This window comes from Planococcus sp. S3-L1 (assembly GCF_030063085.1).
Classification (GTDB): domain Bacteria; phylum Bacillota; class Bacilli; order Bacillales_A; family Planococcaceae; genus Planococcus; species Planococcus kocurii.
This window is the reverse complement of the sequence record NZ_JASISN010000018.1, coordinates 13250-31506: the sequence shown is the minus strand read 5'-3', so window position 1 is coordinate 31506 and position 18257 is coordinate 13250. Positions and strand designations below refer to the sequence as shown.

The 18257-nt window shown below is 35.9% G+C and carries 17 protein-coding genes, 2 pseudogenes and 2 other annotated features; of the genes and pseudogenes, 7 read left to right on the top strand and 12 right to left on the bottom strand.

The window, feature by feature from the left end:
• Positions 1 to 438 precede the first annotated feature (438 nt).
• Together QMF37_RS14435 and solA are read right to left on the bottom strand one after the other, a co-directional pair.
• Positions 439 to 918, bottom strand: a complete 480-nt coding sequence (locus QMF37_RS14435; protein WP_071154282.1) for a hypothetical protein — start codon at positions 916 to 918, stop codon at positions 439 to 441.
• A gap of 524 nt (positions 919 to 1442) precedes the next feature.
• Complete coding sequence (gene solA, locus QMF37_RS14430; RefSeq protein WP_283478641.1) at positions 1443 to 2570, bottom strand: N-methyl-L-tryptophan oxidase; 1128 nt, start codon at positions 2568 to 2570, stop codon at positions 1443 to 1445.
• A 447-nt stretch (positions 2571 to 3017) separates the two neighbouring features.
• Positions 3018 to 3243: a binding site (T-box leader), on the top strand.
• A gap of 124 nt (positions 3244 to 3367) precedes the next feature.
• Positions 3368 to 3592, top strand: a binding site (T-box leader).
• Positions 3593 to 3649: 57 nt separating this feature from the next.
• Here solA and QMF37_RS14425 point away from each other — a divergent pair.
• A complete protein-coding gene (locus QMF37_RS14425) occupies positions 3650 to 5020 on the top strand; it encodes an amino acid permease (protein ID WP_149456771.1) in 1371 nt (456 codons plus the stop codon).
• A 657-nt stretch (positions 5021 to 5677) separates the two neighbouring features.
• Here QMF37_RS14425 and QMF37_RS14420 read toward each other — a convergent pair.
• The gene (locus tag QMF37_RS14420; protein ID WP_071154279.1) at positions 5678 to 6328 is read right to left on the bottom strand and encodes a hypothetical protein; all 651 of its coding nucleotides are present in this window, start codon (positions 6326 to 6328) and stop codon (positions 5678 to 5680) included.
• A gap of 1333 nt (positions 6329 to 7661) precedes the next feature.
• On the opposite strand from QMF37_RS14420, the gene QMF37_RS14415 reads away from it, so the two are divergent.
• Complete coding sequence (locus tag QMF37_RS14415; protein ID WP_071154278.1) at positions 7662 to 7928, top strand: SunI/YnzG family protein; 267 nt, start codon at positions 7662 to 7664, stop codon at positions 7926 to 7928.
• A gap of 270 nt (positions 7929 to 8198) precedes the next feature.
• Here the strand turns inward: QMF37_RS14415 and QMF37_RS14410 are convergent, their stop codons facing one another.
• The gene (locus QMF37_RS14410) at positions 8199 to 8378 is read right to left on the bottom strand and encodes an ABC transporter permease (RefSeq protein ID WP_149456768.1); all 180 of its coding nucleotides are present in this window, start codon (positions 8376 to 8378) and stop codon (positions 8199 to 8201) included.
• Positions 8379 to 8425: 47 nt separating this feature from the next.
• The gene (locus QMF37_RS14405; RefSeq protein WP_078080468.1) at positions 8426 to 8797 is read right to left on the bottom strand and encodes a GNAT family N-acetyltransferase; all 372 of its coding nucleotides are present in this window, start codon (positions 8795 to 8797) and stop codon (positions 8426 to 8428) included.
• 620 nt (positions 8798 to 9417) lie between these two features.
• On the opposite strand from QMF37_RS14405, the gene QMF37_RS14400 reads away from it, so the two are divergent.
• From QMF37_RS14400 to QMF37_RS14390, 3 genes are all read left to right on the top strand, one after another.
• Positions 9418 to 9852: a hypothetical protein gene (locus tag QMF37_RS14400; protein WP_071154275.1), complete on the top strand. Its 435-nt coding sequence runs from the start codon at positions 9418 to 9420 to the stop codon at positions 9850 to 9852.
• 427 nt (positions 9853 to 10279) lie between these two features.
• Entirely contained in the window at positions 10280 to 11107 is an 828-nt protein-coding gene (locus QMF37_RS14395) for a DUF2268 domain-containing putative Zn-dependent protease (RefSeq protein ID WP_283478639.1), read from the top strand.
• A 269-nt stretch (positions 11108 to 11376) separates the two neighbouring features.
• Positions 11377 to 11787 carry a GNAT family N-acetyltransferase gene (locus QMF37_RS14390; RefSeq protein ID WP_283478638.1) on the top strand — a complete coding sequence of 137 codons (411 nt, stop codon included), beginning with the start codon at positions 11377 to 11379 and terminating at the stop codon, positions 11785 to 11787.
• Positions 11788 to 12035: 248 nt separating this feature from the next.
• On the opposite strand, the gene QMF37_RS14385 is transcribed toward QMF37_RS14390, so the two are convergent.
• The 3 genes from QMF37_RS14385 to QMF37_RS14375 form a co-directional block, all read right to left on the bottom strand.
• The gene (locus QMF37_RS14385) at positions 12036 to 13139 is read right to left on the bottom strand and encodes a DUF4179 domain-containing protein (RefSeq protein ID WP_078080470.1); all 1104 of its coding nucleotides are present in this window, start codon (positions 13137 to 13139) and stop codon (positions 12036 to 12038) included.
• A gap of 15 nt (positions 13140 to 13154) precedes the next feature.
• Positions 13155 to 13619, bottom strand: a complete 465-nt coding sequence (locus QMF37_RS14380) for a sigma-70 family RNA polymerase sigma factor (protein WP_245830161.1) — start codon at positions 13617 to 13619, stop codon at positions 13155 to 13157.
• Positions 13620 to 13737: 118 nt separating this feature from the next.
• Positions 13738 to 13878 (bottom strand): hypothetical protein, encoded by a 141-nt coding sequence (locus tag QMF37_RS14375; RefSeq protein WP_283478637.1) that lies wholly within the window; start codon positions 13876 to 13878, stop codon positions 13738 to 13740.
• Between the two features lie 127 nt (positions 13879 to 14005).
• On the opposite strand from QMF37_RS14375, the gene QMF37_RS14370 reads away from it, so the two are divergent.
• Together QMF37_RS14370 and QMF37_RS14365 are read left to right on the top strand one after the other, a co-directional pair.
• The gene (locus QMF37_RS14370; protein ID WP_283478636.1) at positions 14006 to 14530 is read left to right on the top strand and encodes an RNA polymerase sigma factor; all 525 of its coding nucleotides are present in this window, start codon (positions 14006 to 14008) and stop codon (positions 14528 to 14530) included.
• Complete coding sequence (locus tag QMF37_RS14365) at positions 14517 to 15311, top strand: hypothetical protein (protein ID WP_283478635.1); 795 nt, start codon at positions 14517 to 14519, stop codon at positions 15309 to 15311. Before QMF37_RS14370 ends, QMF37_RS14365 begins: the two co-directional genes overlap by 14 nt.
• Before the next feature lie 312 nt (positions 15312 to 15623).
• On the opposite strand, the pseudogene resA reads toward QMF37_RS14365, so the two are convergent.
• From resA to QMF37_RS14345, 4 genes and pseudogenes are all read right to left on the bottom strand, one after another.
• Positions 15624 to 16129, bottom strand: a pseudogene (gene resA / locus QMF37_RS14360) (thiol-disulfide oxidoreductase ResA).
• An 86-nt stretch (positions 16130 to 16215) separates the two neighbouring features.
• A pseudogene (locus QMF37_RS14355) lies at positions 16216 to 16895 on the bottom strand (cytochrome c biogenesis CcdA family protein).
• 95 nt (positions 16896 to 16990) lie between these two features.
• Entirely contained in the window at positions 16991 to 17425 is a 435-nt protein-coding gene (locus QMF37_RS14350; protein WP_071154270.1) for a disulfide oxidoreductase, read from the bottom strand.
• Positions 17425 to 18102 (bottom strand): DsbA family protein, encoded by a 678-nt coding sequence (locus QMF37_RS14345; RefSeq protein ID WP_283478634.1) that lies wholly within the window; start codon positions 18100 to 18102, stop codon positions 17425 to 17427. Before QMF37_RS14345 ends, QMF37_RS14350 begins: the two co-directional genes overlap by 1 nt.
• Between the last annotated feature and the right edge of the window lie 155 nt (positions 18103 to 18257).

Sequence of the window (18257 nt, the reverse complement as noted above, 5' to 3'; positions counted from 1 at the left end):
TTTTTAATTTTAGCAATAAAAAATAAAAAAAGCAGGTGTTCAAAAGAAAAAAGGAAAAGATGTCGAGCTTTCGACAGCTTTCCCTTATTGTATGTTTGTTTAAATGAGCATAACCTACTGAAATGCCGACAGAGACTGAGCTACTTCTTTCAGTTGCGCTCAACTTCTATAAGCGAACTGTATTCTTTCTCCGTTCGCTATAAATACTCTATCCAGCACCTATTACGTAGCAGATTAATAGCAGTAAAATAAAAGTCAATGAATTTTAAAAAAAGCAGCAACTTTCCTATGAAGCTTCCTCCACCGTTGAATTTTTTTAAGTCATCAGAATGTCTCTACTTGCTTTAGGTGCTCTTCCGTATGGAATCGGTTCTGTATTTAAAAGTTTGCTTCCTACTCCTACGACATTCCTTGGCATATTTCGGAGTACGTTCACTATCAAAACTTAATATTCCAATCGGTTTTTAATTGAGTTAGCAAATCCTTTGGCGGATTTTTGATAAAATACGAAGTTCCTTCTTTGTCTACTTGAATCGTTCCATCTTGATAAAAGAGAAAAGGCAGAATATCCTCACTTTTACTGTTGACACTTGGTTTGTTGTAAAGCAACACACGGTAACTGCCTGACTGTTCTAGTGTAGCGGTTCTTTTTTGAATCTCTTTTTCGTTTGGTTCAAACAATTCTTTCCCATTTAACAGGTCAATCAACTCATTAGCCTTATCTTCACTTTTGACGAAAACCTCTTCATAGCCATCCGTTTTGACCAGTGAAGAAGCATCGGAAACCAAAATTCCCTCGTAACCTTTTGGATTTTCAATAACGAGCGTTTTTGAGACATTCGTATTTGAACATCCACTTACCAATAGAAAGAGTACAAAGGGGGAAAAAACCAAAAATAACTTATTCATCGCTTTCATACAAATCCTCCACTTATCGAATAGATGATTTTAGCATATCACTAATGGTAAAATTTACAATGCTAATTGTCACTTTGAGAAATACCGTCTAAAAGGAGATAACTATTGTCTCACTTTACGTCTCAAGTTAAACAGAAAAAAGGCTCATCTTTATCACTCAATTGAACCTTGAAAATAAGAATTAGAATAACTATTAAACACAAGTAACTCAAGCCGAACAAAGCTTATGATCAAAACGATATACATTCTTTGTCATCCTAATTTGGATAGTCTTTTCCATTTACGAAATCAAGTTATCCTATTTCTGTCAAACTCCATTTAACATGACCATTTATACAACTCGCCACAAATTCTCCTTTTTTTAAAAAATAACTCACTCTTTTGAATGGATTGAAGCACAGACTCTATTCGTCAATTGGCATGATTTATTTGAATAGATTTTCCCAAACTTATAAGTAATTAAGAATGCGCTTAGCTCCTCTCTTTGCGCCTAAACACGAACTACGGTTGCATAGTTCAAAAATTTAGTTGAATCGATCCAGTGAAAATGGTGCAATGTTTTGTTCAGTCTTCCCAGAACTGATCAATTCACTCAAAATTTGACCAACGGCACTGCTGAATTTAAAGCCGTGTCCAGAGAAGCCTGCAGCAATAGCGACGTTTGAGTAGTCTGGATGTAAATCGATAATAAAATCTTCATCAGGAGTCAATGTATACATACATGTTTTTCCATACTTTAGTTGTTTTACTGAAGGCATATAATGATTTAAAAAGTTTCTTAGATCTGTTCTGTCTTCATCTAGCTGTCCAAATTCTGGGATGGATTTGTCTGGATCAATTGATTGTCCTCCATCGTGGCGGCCAACTTTTAATCCGGAACCATCAATGCTCGGAAAACCATAATAGAATCCTTGAGATGTCGCAAACGTAAAAGCTGGAAAATTCGTATGATTGTATAGATTTTCGCCAGCATCAAACCAAGCAAATGTTTTTCTTACTGGATTTAACGGCAGATTTAACCCCAACATGGAAAGAAGGTCTCGAGACCATGCGCCTGCTGAAATCACCAAAGCATCCGAGCTAAAAGTCTGAGCCTCAGTTTTGACGGTAACTCTTTGATCATGAACCGATAATTCGTTCACTTTACTATCCATCAAAAGTGTAGCACCGTGCTGCTCTGCAAGTGTTCTATATGCTCTAATACACGACTCGCATTTTAGTATGCCGGATGCAGGTTCAAAACATCCGATGTACTTGGCAGGTATCGTTATGCCGGGCCAACGTTTGTTCACTTCAGGTGAGGCTAGAGTCTCAAGTGGTAACGAATAGGTTTTTGAACTCGAGATGATGTTCTGGATAAAATCAGTTTTTTCATGGCCAACGTTTAACACACCAGTGGCAGAAAATAATGATATTCCCGTCATTTCCTCTAAGTCGTTCCATAATTTTTGAGCCTGAAGTGCCAAAGGGACGTATTCTCCACCTTCTCCATATGCATGCCGAATGATTCTTGTTTCCCCGTGATGACTTCCTTTATTGTGCGGAGGGCTAAAAGAATCTAGTAATAACGTTTTCTTTCCACTCTTTGCTAAAAAATAACCTGCTGCCATTCCCATCGATCCTGCTCCAATTACAATTACGTCATAATGCATCGCACGTCCACTCCCATCAAAAAAGTAGTAAAGATCAGGTACTGGATTGTCTTTATAGCTTTTCGATCAGCTAGAAAACTGAATCAGCAATCGACAAATTGAAAAAACTTCCCTATTATCAGAATACGAGTACGGCCATATTAAATCAAACCGCTGTCGCATACAGCAATTCAGTAAATAGCGCTAGATACACATATACCCATCTGTTGTGTATTTCTCTAACAGTCCTCACTATTCTTTCTTTATAAATAAGGTAGTTTTTAAATTGCGTAATTTGTCACAAAAACTAGAAAGTAGGTTACCTTTTTTATATTCAACGCTTAAAAAACATCTCTGAAATTCACATGATGTCTTTGTTTAAAATTATTTCAAAATAAATGATTGACAAGATTAGAAGCTGTAAGTATAGTGTTGAATAACAGTTAAAACTTTTCTTATATAGTTTAAAGAAACGCGATGAGTAGGAGTATTAAAAGTGTATTAGTTGGTCAAGAGAGCTGCGGGTTGGTGCAACGCAGTCCACTAATCCTTTGAACTTGCCTAGGAGTGGTAAAGCACATAGAGCTATCTATACGCTTTAACGATTCACCTCCGTTACAAGGTGGTCAAGTAGGGTTCATAAAGAACCAATTAGAGTGGTACCGCGGTTTGCACAAGGCATGTCGTCTCTTCTTTCATGTACTCATGAAGGAACAGACGACATGCCTTTTTTGATTTTGTATTTTGGAGATATTTTGAAATGAAGGGTCAAGGGCATTTAAACGAGCACGAGTACTTAAACTAAAAGATAATTTTAAAGAAACGCGATGAGTAGGAGTAGTAAAAGTGTATTAGTTGGTCAAGAGAGCTGCGGGTTGGTGCAACGCAGTCCACTAATCCTTTGAACTTGCCTAGGAGTGGTAAAGCACATAGAGCTATCTATACGCTTTAACGATTCACCCCCGTTACAAGGTGTCAAGTAGGGTTCATAAAGAACCAATTAGAGTGGTACCGCGGTTTGCACAAGGCATGTCGTCTCTTCTTTCATGTACTCATGAAGGAACTGACGGCATGCCTTTTATATTTTAGGAGGTAAGAAAATGGAAAACAATAACGAGAAATTGCAGAGAACGATGACATCACGTCATATCATGATGATGGCATTGGGTGGTGCTATTGGCGCCGGATTATTTAAAGGGAGCAGTGCAGCCATTGATATGGCAGGTCCAGCCGTACTTATTGCGTATTTAATAGGTGGTATTATTCTATTATTTGTTATGCAGGGCTTAGCAGAAATGGCCGTCCGCAACAGCGAAGCAAGAACTTTTAGAGATTTGGTGCAATCGATTTTAGGAAAATATCCTGCTTATTTTCTGGACTGGATCTATTGGAAGATGTGGGTATTAAATATCGCAGCTGAATCAGTAGTTGCAGCTATTTTCATTCAATATTGGTTACCTAATTATCCGATTTGGATACTCGCATTATCTGTTTCCATATTGGTTACAGTCATAAACTTGTTATCCGTAAAAGTTTTCGCGGAAACAGAATACTGGCTGGCATTAATCAAAATTGCTGTTATCGTAGTGTTCATTGTAGCCGGGTTAATCCTGTTACTCGTCACATTTGGTAACCACACAGCTATTGGTTTTTCTAACTTAACAGACCATGGTGGTTTTTTGCCGAATGGACCCTCCGGTTTAGTCGCCGCTATGCTTGTTGTGATTTATTCTTATGGAGGAACTGAAATTATTGGTATTACATTAGCCGAAACCAAAAATCCAGAAAAAGCTGTACCAAAAGCTGTAGGTGGCACACTTGTACGCATCATTTCCTTTTATTTACTTCCATTTTTTATTATTGTCAGCTTAATTCCTTGGAATGAAGTAAACGGAGTACCGGAAAGTCCGTTTGTTATGGTATTTAAGATGATTGGTGTACCAGGCGCTGATCATATTATGAATGCCGTTGTCATACTCGCTATTATTTCATCTATGAATTCGGGCTTGTATGGCTCATCGCGCGTCCTGTATACGCAAGCTGCAGATGGTCGTATTCCTAAAATCTTTGCACATTTATCAAAAAGGAAAGTACCTGTCTACGCCATATTCATGTGTACAGTTGCTTTATATGCGGGTGTCATTATTTCTTTATTTGCAGGCAGTAAAACCTTTGAGTTCTTAATGGGTTCACTTGGCTATACCGTATTATTTATTTGGCTAATCATTGCGGTTGCACACCTAAAATCCCGAAAAATACATCCAGAAAAAACGAGTGCCTACGCAGTAAAATGGTTCCCCTACACAACCTGGGCAGCCATCATCGCTTTGAGCGCTATTCTTATTGGAATTGTTGCCACAACTCCTATAGTCATTACAGGTGTTACATTAAGCATTTATATCTTTATTACGCTAACATATATCTTCAAAGGTCGTTTTCATGAAGATAAAAGTGAAAACCAAATTTTGTAAAGGAACTGATGGAGCGTTCTTTTCGTCAATGACTTTGTTAAAAAACTTGCGATTTTCACCGTTTAAAATCCGATTCTCTATAAAATTATTATTCGTTAATTTTGACATTAATGAAAGATTTGAATATTTGTGTTAAAATTCAAATTAATCAACTAATTGAGCTTGAGAGTACTGCTTTTTGTAAATTAAAATACAATTATTCAACCAATTCACTGAAAGGACGTGCTTAACGGATGTGGATTTTTGTCATTCCGATAACTTCTCTATTGGCTTTCGGAGGATTTATAGAATGGAAACGTAAGAGAAGAAATGATTTCACTCATAAAGTGAGCAATCCCCACACGCGACCTGGAGAAAGTACAAATTTTAAAATGGGCGATAATAATTATACTAGCGGTGGAGAGTAAGTTCTATTTTCTTCATAATAGGCTCATTACTGGAGCAACAAAAGCGTATTCGAAGAAAATCGAATACGCTTTTGTATTGGTCTTCACTGTAATACTAAAAGATTTTTCGTAAAATATACTTTGCAGACAAAAGAGAAAGAAGATGCTGATCAAAGTCTATTTTTTTCTTTCTATTCGAATAGCTTCCAATCGACTGCGATATGTAAATCCCAATTTATTGGAATTCAATATGCGTCTTCACCATGACCTTCTACAATACACGTTCCCCTTCATTATCTATCAATTTGAAATGGATATCAGTCGATGTTCCTCCACCAATATGTTCTTGGACATCTGTTACGTCGAGTAATTCATTTAAATGCACAGTTTTTTCTTGATTAGCTTCTATAGTGATACGATACGGACCGGCTAAATTCATAAGCGACTCCAATTCTACAGTCTCTTCCATAAAAATAGTATCTATAAACTCTAATTCAAATGATACTGCCTCGTCACTCCGATTATGCAAGATAAAATTGCACTTACCACTCATTTTTTTATCTACCAACTCCAAATTACATTGGCCATTATTGTCATAAGATATTGCTGCAACCCCACTTGCTAACGTTTCTTGATACGCCGCGATAAGAAAACTGGGTGAAATTGCATATGCAACGACAACTAGAAATAGTATTCGAAATTGATATTTTTTTAAGCCTTTGAAAAGTAAAGTTAAAGCGGCGATAAACAAAATCGATCCTATTATTCCAAGTAAAATATAACCATCTTGATTGAGGATTGGAAACGACATGAACGTAATACGTGCGTCTATCATTACATTATTTGGAAAAGGAAAAAATAAATACATGCATATAGCTAGAATAATAAACGAACTAAAGAGTGCTAATTTATTTTTTATCATCTATCCTTATTCTCCATTTTTGGACTCTCCTCTATAGTGTAAAAATGTCTAATTTTCTCTATGGCCAATTCAAGTATGTACACTTTTTTCCTATCATTTTATATACTGCTGTAATTACTTATTGATTTAACATCTTCTAATGATACAACCTCAAAACCTATAGCTTATTCTTTTTGTGCTATTCGTTAATTTACTCAGGTATTGTATCTCCTTCCATTAAATAAAGAAAATCAAATCTATGCCATCTTCAGAATCGCTTAAAAGTTCACTTGGCTATAAACAATAAAGAGAAAAAGCTGTCTTCCGCTGTGGCTCTTCCAATAATTGGTCAACTGTTAACTGACTATCTAATTGACCCAGATAATTATAAATCAGCGTAAATCTAGCTAAACTCTCGATTTTCTTCCTACTGTTTCCCTTTAATTTTACCATGTTAAACGGCCATTAAAAGAAAACTCTTTGTATGCCACTCTTAGCTAATATTCCATAAAGCAAAAAGCCATAGCTTTAACTACTTCGAATCATTTTTTCGGAATTTACTTAATCTGTACATAAGGTTTAAAAGAGCTTCTTTTTAGCATCATTCCTTCCGCCAAGTTGCATTATGTAACTATTTTTAGTCAGCTTAACTCATAAAATAACTTCATGACAAGTACATTTCCCAACAAATGACTTTAGAAGTCCCTTTTAAAAAGAGTGAATATTCCACCTTTATGAAACTTCACTCTTATTTTAGCGTATACAATAATAGAAGTAACCTAACATTTATTTCAAAAAATACAAAAAGGAGTGAAATGAAAACACTAACGAGTACTTTGCTAACTTTTCTATTTATTCTTATTGCTTAATACAAAAGTCTTGAAAACAATTAATTTCATTGCAGACGGTATGCATTTTCTGCCAATGTTTGTTCACTTAGGAATTTTATCGATCTTTTTGAAGGAGTACGCTATTAAATGCATTCGCCGTATCCTGTACTGGATGATTGTGCCTCCATTATTGATTTAATGGTCCTGATCTATTGCTTTACGACAATTGCAAAACAATTTGCTCAAAAAAAATAGATGCAAGCATCTTCTTTTACACAAATGAAGAATGCAAGAGTGAACGATAAAGTGAATGAACTAGCCCCAAATCACTTTACACCTCATTCCCATTTGAGAACTTCAAAAAAGAAAGGAAAAGTTCGTATTAGCTGCTCTCCTTCTTTTTACTTCATTCTTTAAACAGTGAACTACTTTTGAAAAGTTATATTTGCAAGCTGAATACGTGAATTTAACAATGGAATTTACCTTACTATATATAAAACTGATTAATAAGGAGGTCGAATATTTTGTTTGAGATATTTGTAAAAAAAGTTAATTCTGACATCGTCATTAAATGGCTTTTCTCAAAAGTAACAATTCCAATCTCTGATATTGTAGCCATTAGTACAGATGATACTTATGGCGGAAAAGAAAAGCAGGCAATAAGACTTGGAATGCCCTATGGCACGACAGATAGAGTGGTTATCATCACAAAGGAGAATATGTATATTTTGTTTACAACCAATTATGTTTCGATACAAAAAAAACTCAACGCATACATCAATTCATTTTAATAACTGGACTGTTAAAACCGTCGGCGCCTTTGCGCATTCGGTTTTTTGCGTTCTCAATCTATCGCCTAGCTTAATTTTGGCTAAAGGTTATGTGTGTAACGTGATCGTTTTATTAGAACATTTATTGCTAATCCTTAAACAACAGTGAATTGTGTGCATCTTATTACATTGAAAAACTCAAAAAATCCCTTCAACATCATTCTTATAAATTTAGTACAATTAGCACTACGGCACCTCAAAACGAGTCTCATCTGCTGTTTAAAAGATAATTTAAACTTCCTTATGATAGCTCTTTTTCTGCACAATCAATCCACCCCCAACACCAATTGCTATGAATATGGATGCTGTAACTAAACGAACTGCAAAACTGTCTGTTAAAAACAAATGATGGGCAGCTCTTTCTAAAATTGCGGCGAAGATCACTATCCAAACTACAGTCCATTTTTTCATAAATTATCCTCCTATTATTGTTTTCATTTCTTAAAACCGAATCCAACTTACCCCCATAAGTAATGTACAAACCTCAGCTTCTGGCCATTCATTTCAAATTCTTCATTATCAATCCCCCCCACTTGTTTGAAATCGTTTTTCTCCAATACCTTTTGAGACGCTTGGTTAACAGTCGTCGTTTTTCCGCGTATTTGTTTTACACTTAAATCGGTTTTTAAAAGCAGCTTCAATGCCTGATTCCCAATTCCTTTTCCCACGTATTCTGCGCCTATTCTAAATCCAATATCCGCTATATTATTTCGTTTATCAATATCGACTAAGTTAACCCTACCTACAATTTCTCCAGAATTATTTTTGAGCAGATAAAAATTAGGAAGGCCATTCTGTTGTTCTTTAGGTGTTGCCATTACTAACTCCATATTTTCACTCCGTCTCAACCTTTTTCAATCATTAAATTTTGTATGAATAAACATACTATGCCTTAACATATTTTGAATGCAACTTAATTTCACTTTTGTTACATTCAAATCCTAGTGTCAACCCACTGACTTCTTTTGGATATTATTGAGGATATGTTCAGATTTTATCTAATCTAATTAAAATCGAAACTCATACATTAAATATATTTTGACCTCCACACATTAGCTAGATAATTTTGGAAATAAAAGCGTTCTTAAAAGTACGGTATCACGAACAGAAAAGGAGAAAAGATACGCTACGTCCGGCTTCTTTTCTTTTCTCCTCTAAATCTGCTTTTGATAAACAGGAATATGTTAACTAAAATAATTCGATATTTTTACTTTTAAATTTATACTTATTTACTCAAATCTTTTTAACGTTTCATTAAAAGTTTTGTTCATGACTTTCGGGATGTTTTCTAAAGAGCTATTCATTTGTCCGATAGCGTCTGTTCTAAACAAGCTATCATAAGAGCCTGTTTTAATTTTAGTTTATCGAATATCCCGAAACTTTTGTACTTCACTTACGTAAGTAACATATAGATTAAATATAATTTATTTCAAGAAAGGGGCTACGCATCATGAATAAGTGGTTTGCTTTTTTATTACTCTCTTCTGTACTACTACTCTCAGCTTGTAGCGATACTAATGATTTAGTTGGGAAAACTTTCGATGTTGCTTATGTGCCAGTACTCGAAGAGGATATTGACAGTCCAGATAGGTATAGCTCTATTTTGACACTAGAATTTTTAAACGAAAATACGATAACGAGTCCTGTCTACGGAGAAGGAACCTATGAGTTAACCGACGATAACCTTGTCCTTTTTTATGAAAATGAAAATGAGTCTTTAGAAATAACAATTGGTGTTGCAGAAAGTGATAAAGATTTTAGTGAGTATTACGCATTAATCAATGACCTTGATTATCAGATTACTGATTCTGATAAAATAAGTCATTTCCAGAATCTAGCCTTTAAATTAGATAAAGATAGGCCCATCGAATTTATAAAAGATTAAAAGTTGTTTTTTAGAATGGCGTTATAGAAAGCTGTTTACTTATCAGAAATTTACGTATAACAAAAAAAGACAAACACATTGTGGTTTTAAGAATTCTAAAATGGACACTCTTTACGAATAAGAGGAAGGCAAAAGCACTTATAACTAGCTTCTGTTTTCCCTCTTTGTTTTTAACATCATTTTCAGTTTTTTATAGGTGGTAAATTACTGTCTATAATTCGGAATATGTAAAATAGTTAAGTTTAAGTAATGAACAGAATATAATCTAAGAACGAAGGTATTCCTAGTTTCTTTCTTCGCCTTATGCTCGCATATGTAGCAAGAATCTAAGCTTTAGTCCATCTTTCGAAACAACAATTCAAATATTTATTGATTTACATTTATGGTAATCTAATAGGAATTTAAATTACATTCTGGATAGGAGTGATTGAAAATTAGTGCGGAAAATAGAGTGGTTAAAGTGGTTCCTCGCCTTACTCATATGGAAACTTTTCTTAAAGCAATAGCCTCATATCCAGGAACCAGCAGGAAAGATCTATTCCTTGAAATATTCAATCTTTCAGAAGAGGAATTCGAAACAAGATCGTTTTTTGGCATATTTCATTTAGAAAGTGAGATTGGGATACTTGAATCGCAATTAAATAAGATGCACAGCCTTACTTATGAGAATTTTATAAAGGATGAATTAACGCTTCTCTGTAAAGAATTCCCGGTTTCAAAAGCGATAGAGTTTGAGTTGTTCATTCTTGATGAACAGGATCAATTTGTCAGAGAAAAACTTGGAGGAGTTTCAGCATTCACTGACTGGAATGGCAAGCTATTTTTCGCAGTTTTTCCTGACGCTCAAGTTCGTTCAACCCTAAGGTCAGTCATTAACCATGAATACCATCATCATTGGCGAATGCACGCATTGACTATTACCAAACAGAATCAAACGTTAATGGACCGGTTGATTTTAGAAGGTTTAGCAGAACATTTTGTGGAAATCAGATTAGGCGATGCCTATCTTGGTCCCTATAAAGATGCACTAACCGAACAACAAGCCAAAGATTTATGGGAAAGTACATATAAATTATGTCGCACCGAACTAGGTGGAAGAACCGATGTCTACATGTTCGGAAGCAAGGAAGAAAAATTGCCTTTCTGGGGCGGTTATTCCATTGGATACTATCTCGTGAAGTGGTATCTGGAGAAAAACGAAGGAAGTTCTATTGAATACATGACATCCTTGTCTAGTGAAAATTTTATATTTTAATTCATGTCACATAATCACAGCTATGATCCGTTTCATAAAAACAGTTGTACCGACCAAAAAAGTTTAAATAGTTTGAATAATATATTATATTTATAAAATAATGGAAACAACGCTTCTATATCTCGATGAAACAGTTACTCCACTTTTAATTTTATTTTATTATTTTAGAAATTAACTTAATCCTTATATCGTATTGTTAAAGGAGGTATAAGACAGTGGATAAATTACGTAAGTACTCTTCAAAATAACAATTTTGAGGAGGACAAATAATGACTATAGTGTTCAAAGAAACCAAGCAAATTGATCAGAAAAATTTACTAGTACTTTACGAAGATGTGGAATGGTACGCCTACACTAAAGATATCAATCAGTTAGAACAAGCAATATCAAACTCATTATACGTATTATCTGCCTGGGATGAAGAATGTTTAATTGGCTTAATAAGAATTATTGGCGATGGCCTTACAATTATCTATATACAAGATATCCTAGTATTGAATAGCTACCAAAACCACGGTATTGCAACTAAATTGATGGATCGTATTCTTGACAAATTTAAGGCTGTGCGTCAAAAAGTGCTGTTAACTGAAGAAGCTCCAAATATTCGTCACTTTTATAAAAAAAACGGCTTTGATTCTTGTGACAAAGGAACACTTGTGGCTTTTGTAAAACTGACTTGATTGACCACTAAATCCTTTTCTATTGGTTAGTTTTTGCATCAAAAAAAATATTGAAATGAGAAACTTTGTATATAAAAAAGAAAAACCTTCATCAAAATACACTAAACCCCAAACAGATCACTTCAAAGTAAGTGATCTGTTTGGGGTTTAGCTAAAAGAATCAAAAGTGGTAATTTATTTTCCGAGAATTTTTGGTGTGATGCTCATCCTTGTTCATCAAAGGCAAGTAAAAAATTCACTTGTGCATTCTAATTGCTTTCATTCTCTTCGTTTTCTTTTAAAACAGGAAAAATAGGATTATTATTAATTTTATGGGTACCTTCAAGCATATTAATTTCTAAAGCATCAAACTCGATCCGGTATGATTCTGGGGTTTCTCCGTTCATATGGCTAACATGTGCAAACGGATAAAACGTCAGTACCGTCGCTTCGGGATTTAAGCCTCTCATTGTTGCTGTCCAGAAAAGGTCCTCCTGTGTATTTGCTCCTCCGTAAGCAGTCCCCCCGTTGTGCGGAACTTTATAGACATTCCCTAAATTATCTTGAGCAATTAATTCGGCTTCTACAGCTCCCGACTCTTTTAATAACGATGGATCAACTAATTGCTGATAAGCAATATTCACCGCAATATCCGTAAAAGTAACTTCAGTAAAATGAACCGTCACGCCACTTCCCAAAACTTTTTCATCCAGAACGATAGGATCCTTCTTCAGTTGGTCCACCGCAAACTCAAACTTCCAATCTCCTTCAATCTCTCCTTTTTTAGTATAAAGGCTTGCTGGCTCCCAAAGTACATTGACTTGGGCAGCCTCTTCGTTAAGATGTGGAATACTGTTTATGCCAACCAGTATATCTTGTTTCATCTCCCACTCCATTGAAGTGCTTACGTCTTCTGCTTCCAATAATGTTGGAAATCCAGTAATATGAGTCGAGTCATCCAATTCCACATCACCCATGACCGTATACGTAAAGGTTACATTGGTTCCATCATAAACTGCCTGGTCAATAGAAATCGTCACTCCGTTACTCGTTTTCGACAATCCCACTTTTTCGCTGAATCGTTCATATTGTAATAATCCTTCTTCTTTCTCCGAAAAAATTGAAAATACACTGCCGATGATTGGCAACTCTGTCATATAATTTGCGAGGGTCGGAGATGCAGTAAGAGTTGCTACTGAAATGCCAGTAAAAAGGATAGATGCTGCTATAGCAGGAATTAGCCACTTCCGTCGCTTTCTTGCTTTTGTCCGAGCTAGATCAAAGAATGCGTTGCTAATAATCAAATCCAATTGATCTTCTGGCACTTCTATTTGCTCAATCGCTTTTTTAATTAGAATCTCTTTGTCTTTCATCTACATACACTCCCTTCAAGTTTTTTTCAATAATGCCATTCCCCGATGAATATTTGTCTTCACCGTAAAATCCTGAAAAAAACGTAGCATCAAAGCGGTTTTATATTTCTCTGGCAACAAATTCAAAGCATTTGCCACATCAAGTTGCTGGGCAACATCAATAGAAATAATATTTTCTGTTCTTTGTTCTTCTGCTTCACTTATCACAATCAACTTTTTCTTTTTCTTGATAACTGCTAATGCTTTATTGATGCATATCCGCGTCAACCAAGTCGAAAAGTAGGATGGTTCTTTTACTTGATGCACTGATTCAATAGCCTGAAGAACCGTCTGCTGAAAAACCTCGAGCGAATCTTCTTCGTTCTTCACGTATGTATAAGCCGTCCGGTACAGTTTTTCTTTTTCATTTTTTAATAAGTGCTGAAGCGCCAAGCGGTCTCCTTGAATCGCTGCTGAAACCATCTCTTCATCATGCTGCATCCACCTCATCCTCCCTTTACTTATTAGATACATCTATACGTTGAAACGTTTCGTTTATTTTAATTTCCTATTAAAACTTTGTCATTTCTTATTGACATACAATAGTTATGCCTTCATTTTAAGGATTTTCTAATACTCTTTCATAGGAAAATCTAATTCCCTTTAAATTAACTTCTTTTTCATTCACACAAGATTTTACGCTCTCAACAAAAAAGAACAAGCTCAAAGTTAAGCTTCTTCTCTGCTGATAAGGGGTCATATGCAAACCTCTTCTTGTATACTTTTCTAGTACAGGAAAAAAATGAAAATAAATTTCAAAAAAACACGACTTTTGCTTTTTCATTACGTCTAACAAGTAGAAATCATAAATGAGGGGGAGAGATTCTTTGACTAGAGAGAGGAAAAACGAAGTCACTGATTGGTACCAGCAGCACAGTGATTCGATATTCAGGTACATATTGTTCATGGTCCGTGATTATCAACAGGCGGAGGATTTAACACAAGAAACGTTTATTAAAGGATTTCGATATTATGATACCTTTGAACGCAAGGCAAATGCGAAAACTTGGCTTTTTCGCATTGCCCATAATCTCACCATCGATTTTTTACGAAAACAAAAGCCCTTGGAATTGTTAAAAGACCTTGTATTTCTTGGAAAAAACACGAGTACTTTGCCTGAAGAACTGGTGGAGATAAAAGAAAGCTCAACAGAAATTTACCATGCGTTAGGTCTGTTAAAACCTGCTTACCGCGAAGTCATTATCCTGAGAAAAATTAAGGAGTTCACTATAGAAGAAACCGGAGAAATTTTGAATTGGTCAGAAAGTAAAGTGAAAAATACGCTTTCTCGTGCACTTTCTGCACTGGAAAAGCAATTAAACAAGGAGGGAATTATCCATGAAAAACACTGAGGGTACGCATACTTCATTAGACAATCAGTTGAAACAATTGGAACAGGATACTAGTTGGAACCAAAAGCACAAAGCAAAATTGCATACTCAACTATTATTGAATTTGGACAAGCAAGAATCTCGAAACCGATTTTTCACTGGCTTTAAATTCACCTCTAGTTTAGTCCTTTGCTCGATCCTTTTAGTTGCCGGAGTTCTGTTTCTTTCACAAAACATTCTTCAAAATGATAGTGGTTTGACGACAGGAACTAACACGGGTGAAGAAACTACTTTGGTAGCAAGTGAAGAGATAGATGTCGAAAAAACCAAAGAAACCATTCAAGCAGTTATAGAAGAAGAGTTCAACGGACCAGACAAGAAGTATAAAGAATTATCGGAAGCTGCCATGGAAGCCCAAAACAATATAGAAACTCAAGAAGAGTTTGATGCTTTGCAGGAAACACCCATATGGCAAGACTATACGGACTATATGGTCGATACGTACGCTTCTTATTTCACCGAGAATGGCTATGACCTTTTTTTAACCGCAACACCTGCTTTTATATACAGTGATTTTGATGGCGACTACAACCTGACAGCTTCGGATATTAACATCAGCCAGAATAAAAACAATTTGAACATGTTTCAATTCACTTTTCAAGTGGACTATGAAAACGCAAACGGAGAAGTCCAGTCCTACTCTTTCGAAGGTGAAGCCATTGCTTCTGAAGAAGGAAAAATTGAGAAGCTGCAATTTCTAGATAAGGATGACTTACTTGCAGAAATGAATGAAGATATTTAGTGACGCTGCCTTTAGGTAGCGCTTTTTTTATGTTTTAGTTAACTGTTCTTCGCCCTTTACCTTCCGTTCACAAAAGCATGCTTACGCAAACCTCCAAAAGAGAACCGCTATCTTAGCTTCTTCTCTTCCGATAACTTATGACATGTAAACCTGAAATCTTTTTACTTTTCCAATGAAACCCACTACTACTTTTTTCTTTTCGAGTCAACTTTTCTATTCAACGTTATTCTATAGCCTCTCTACACACATTTGTTTCATGTAATGGCAACTGTGAGAGGAATCCATTGGATTTTAGCTCGATTCATCCCATTCTTAACTTGTTTTAATTTGCTGTATATAACTAGCAATGTCCTCTTCAGACATCTCACCAGTAATAATTTTTATAATCTTTTCTTCAGAATTAACCAGTAACGTAGTAGATAGAGGACGAATATTATAAGCTTCCATCACACTCTTGGTTTTATCAATCACAATCGGAAACGTTAAATTCCGTTGTTCCGCAAACTGTCTTACTTCGTAATCAGACTAGGCAATGTTAGCGGCCAAAATTTGAACGCCTTGTTCCTTGTACACCTAATAGTGGTCTTCCATCAACGGAAATTCTTTTTCACACGGTTTGCACCAGGTTCCCCAGATGTTCACAAACACGCATTGGCCTCGGTATTCCGATAATGGATGTTTGTTACCTTTAAGGTCCACTAAGGTAGAGTCTTGAGCTTCATCTCCGACTTGCAGTAGTTCATTTTTTCACCTACAAAGCTGTTATAAATCGTAAAGATGATGGCTTCTATCATCACTAGTAAGATAGCTACCCGCATAGACGTTCGATTTTTCTGTTTTACTGCCACATAAAATACTTCCATTTCTATCTATCTCGTTAGAAGCCTGTAAATCCGCCAGTGAATTAGGAAAGGAACGCGATAATTTCTGTCATTATATCAAAATACAATAAAACACCCATCAGAATCATCAAGGAGCCACCAATTGACATGAAAAGCGCACTTTTTTCTTTAGAAAGCTCATTTTCTCTATAAACAGGGATATCACAAGAAAGAGAATCGCAAAACCTAGCACATAAAACAACATATAGAGGAGCCCTCTATCTGAATCGGCTACGCCAAGTACAATGACCCGTGCCAAAATCGATCCGGTACAAGGCGTCCAGCCTCCCGCAATTCCAATGCCAATGAGCACAGAACCGGCATATCCAGAAGGTCTTTTTTGAAAATAGACTTTTTTATCTGATAGTAAAAAATCAAACTTCAAAATTCTGGTTAGTACCAAACCAAAAAACACCATCAGAATTGCTCCCAATTGTCATAAAAGAGCCTGATTTCCCAAGAAAAATGACCCCATGAACGAAGTGGATAATCCTAATGCTAAAAAGATAATAGAAAAGCCAATTGAGAAGAGAATGGTGTGAATCAACGCATTGCGCCTCATCACGCCTTTCCGGGTTTTCAAGTCATTTACCGACACACCGGTAATATACGACAGAAACGCTGGATACAGCGGTAAGGAACAGGGAGAAATAAATGATAACAGTCCTGCGCCAAACGCAAGAAATAAACTGACTTCTGCCACGTGGATAACTTCTTAGGATACACTCCAGTTTAAAATTTCATACTCAATACTAGTTTCTAGAGAATTTACTAGATAAACCGAAGCAAGAAAACCTATTACTTATTTTTGACCATTAATACGATCATTAAAATTGAAATCAACGCAAAAGCAATGAACGCTAAGAAAGGAATCGTCACAAATCCTATCCAGTTGATGTACTCTGAACTGCATGGAATACCACTGACACAGGGTTTTATTCCTGCAAATCCTGGCACTTTCTGCTCTAGATAGTGGAGAATTGAGATAATTCCTCCTAAGAGCGATAAAGGCAGGACGTAGATAAATACCTTTATATCGTTACGGAATGTTGCAATTCCTAAAATCAGAATCAGCGGATATACGGCAATTCGTTGATACCAACAAAGTTCACAAGGGACGAATCCTCGGATTTCACTGAAGTATAGGCTGCCAAGCGTCGCAATTAATGCTAAAAACCAAGCACCGTACAACAAAATCGCATTTTGACTGGATTGCTTTCTTCCATTTTCCATTACTGTTTACCCGTCAATTCTTGCTCAATCAACTCTTTAATCGCTTCATAGTCAAACGGATCTTCTACTGTCTGCCCATTGATAACAATGGTCGGTGTTTGCGCAACTCCAGCTTCTTCCACTAAAGCCGTATCAATTTCCACAGCGTCCATTGTGGCTTGCTGTTCCATATCTTCTTTCAATTTCGTTTGATCGATTGATGGATAAGCTGCTGCCACTTCTAAAACTTTTTTCGGTGTGACCCAAGCTGCATCATGGTTTACTTCTGGCTGTGCGGCAAATAAAGCTTTATGAAAATCCCAATACGCCTCCGGGCTTTGCTGATAGACGGATTCTGCCGCTAAGGAAGCTAACGTGGATTCCTCTCCATGAAAAAGAACATTGATATAAGAAAACTTCACATCTCCTTTATCGATGTAATCTTCAACCAATTGTGAATAAACCGTTTCTCCCCATACTTTGCAAGACGGACATTTAAAGTCCCCAAATTCCACGACAGTTACCGGAGCTTCTTCTTCGCCTAGCGTCGGCTGTCCACTGGTATTAATTTCTGCTGTTTCCACTGCCGGTGTTTCCTGTTGATTAGTAAAAATCACAATCGCGACCAAAATTATAACTGCTAAAGTTGTCAGGAGAACCACAAATTTCATCCCTGATTTGTTGTTTTTATTCTTCATAAGAACCCTCTTTCTTTTATTGATAAAGTAAATGCATGACCACTTTATCCTAACAGTTAACTCCAACATTAACATAGTCATTTGAATATAAGAATTGACAACTTTTTGAATTCTCCCTACACTAAGTTTAATCAACAAATTCATAAAAGAGGTGA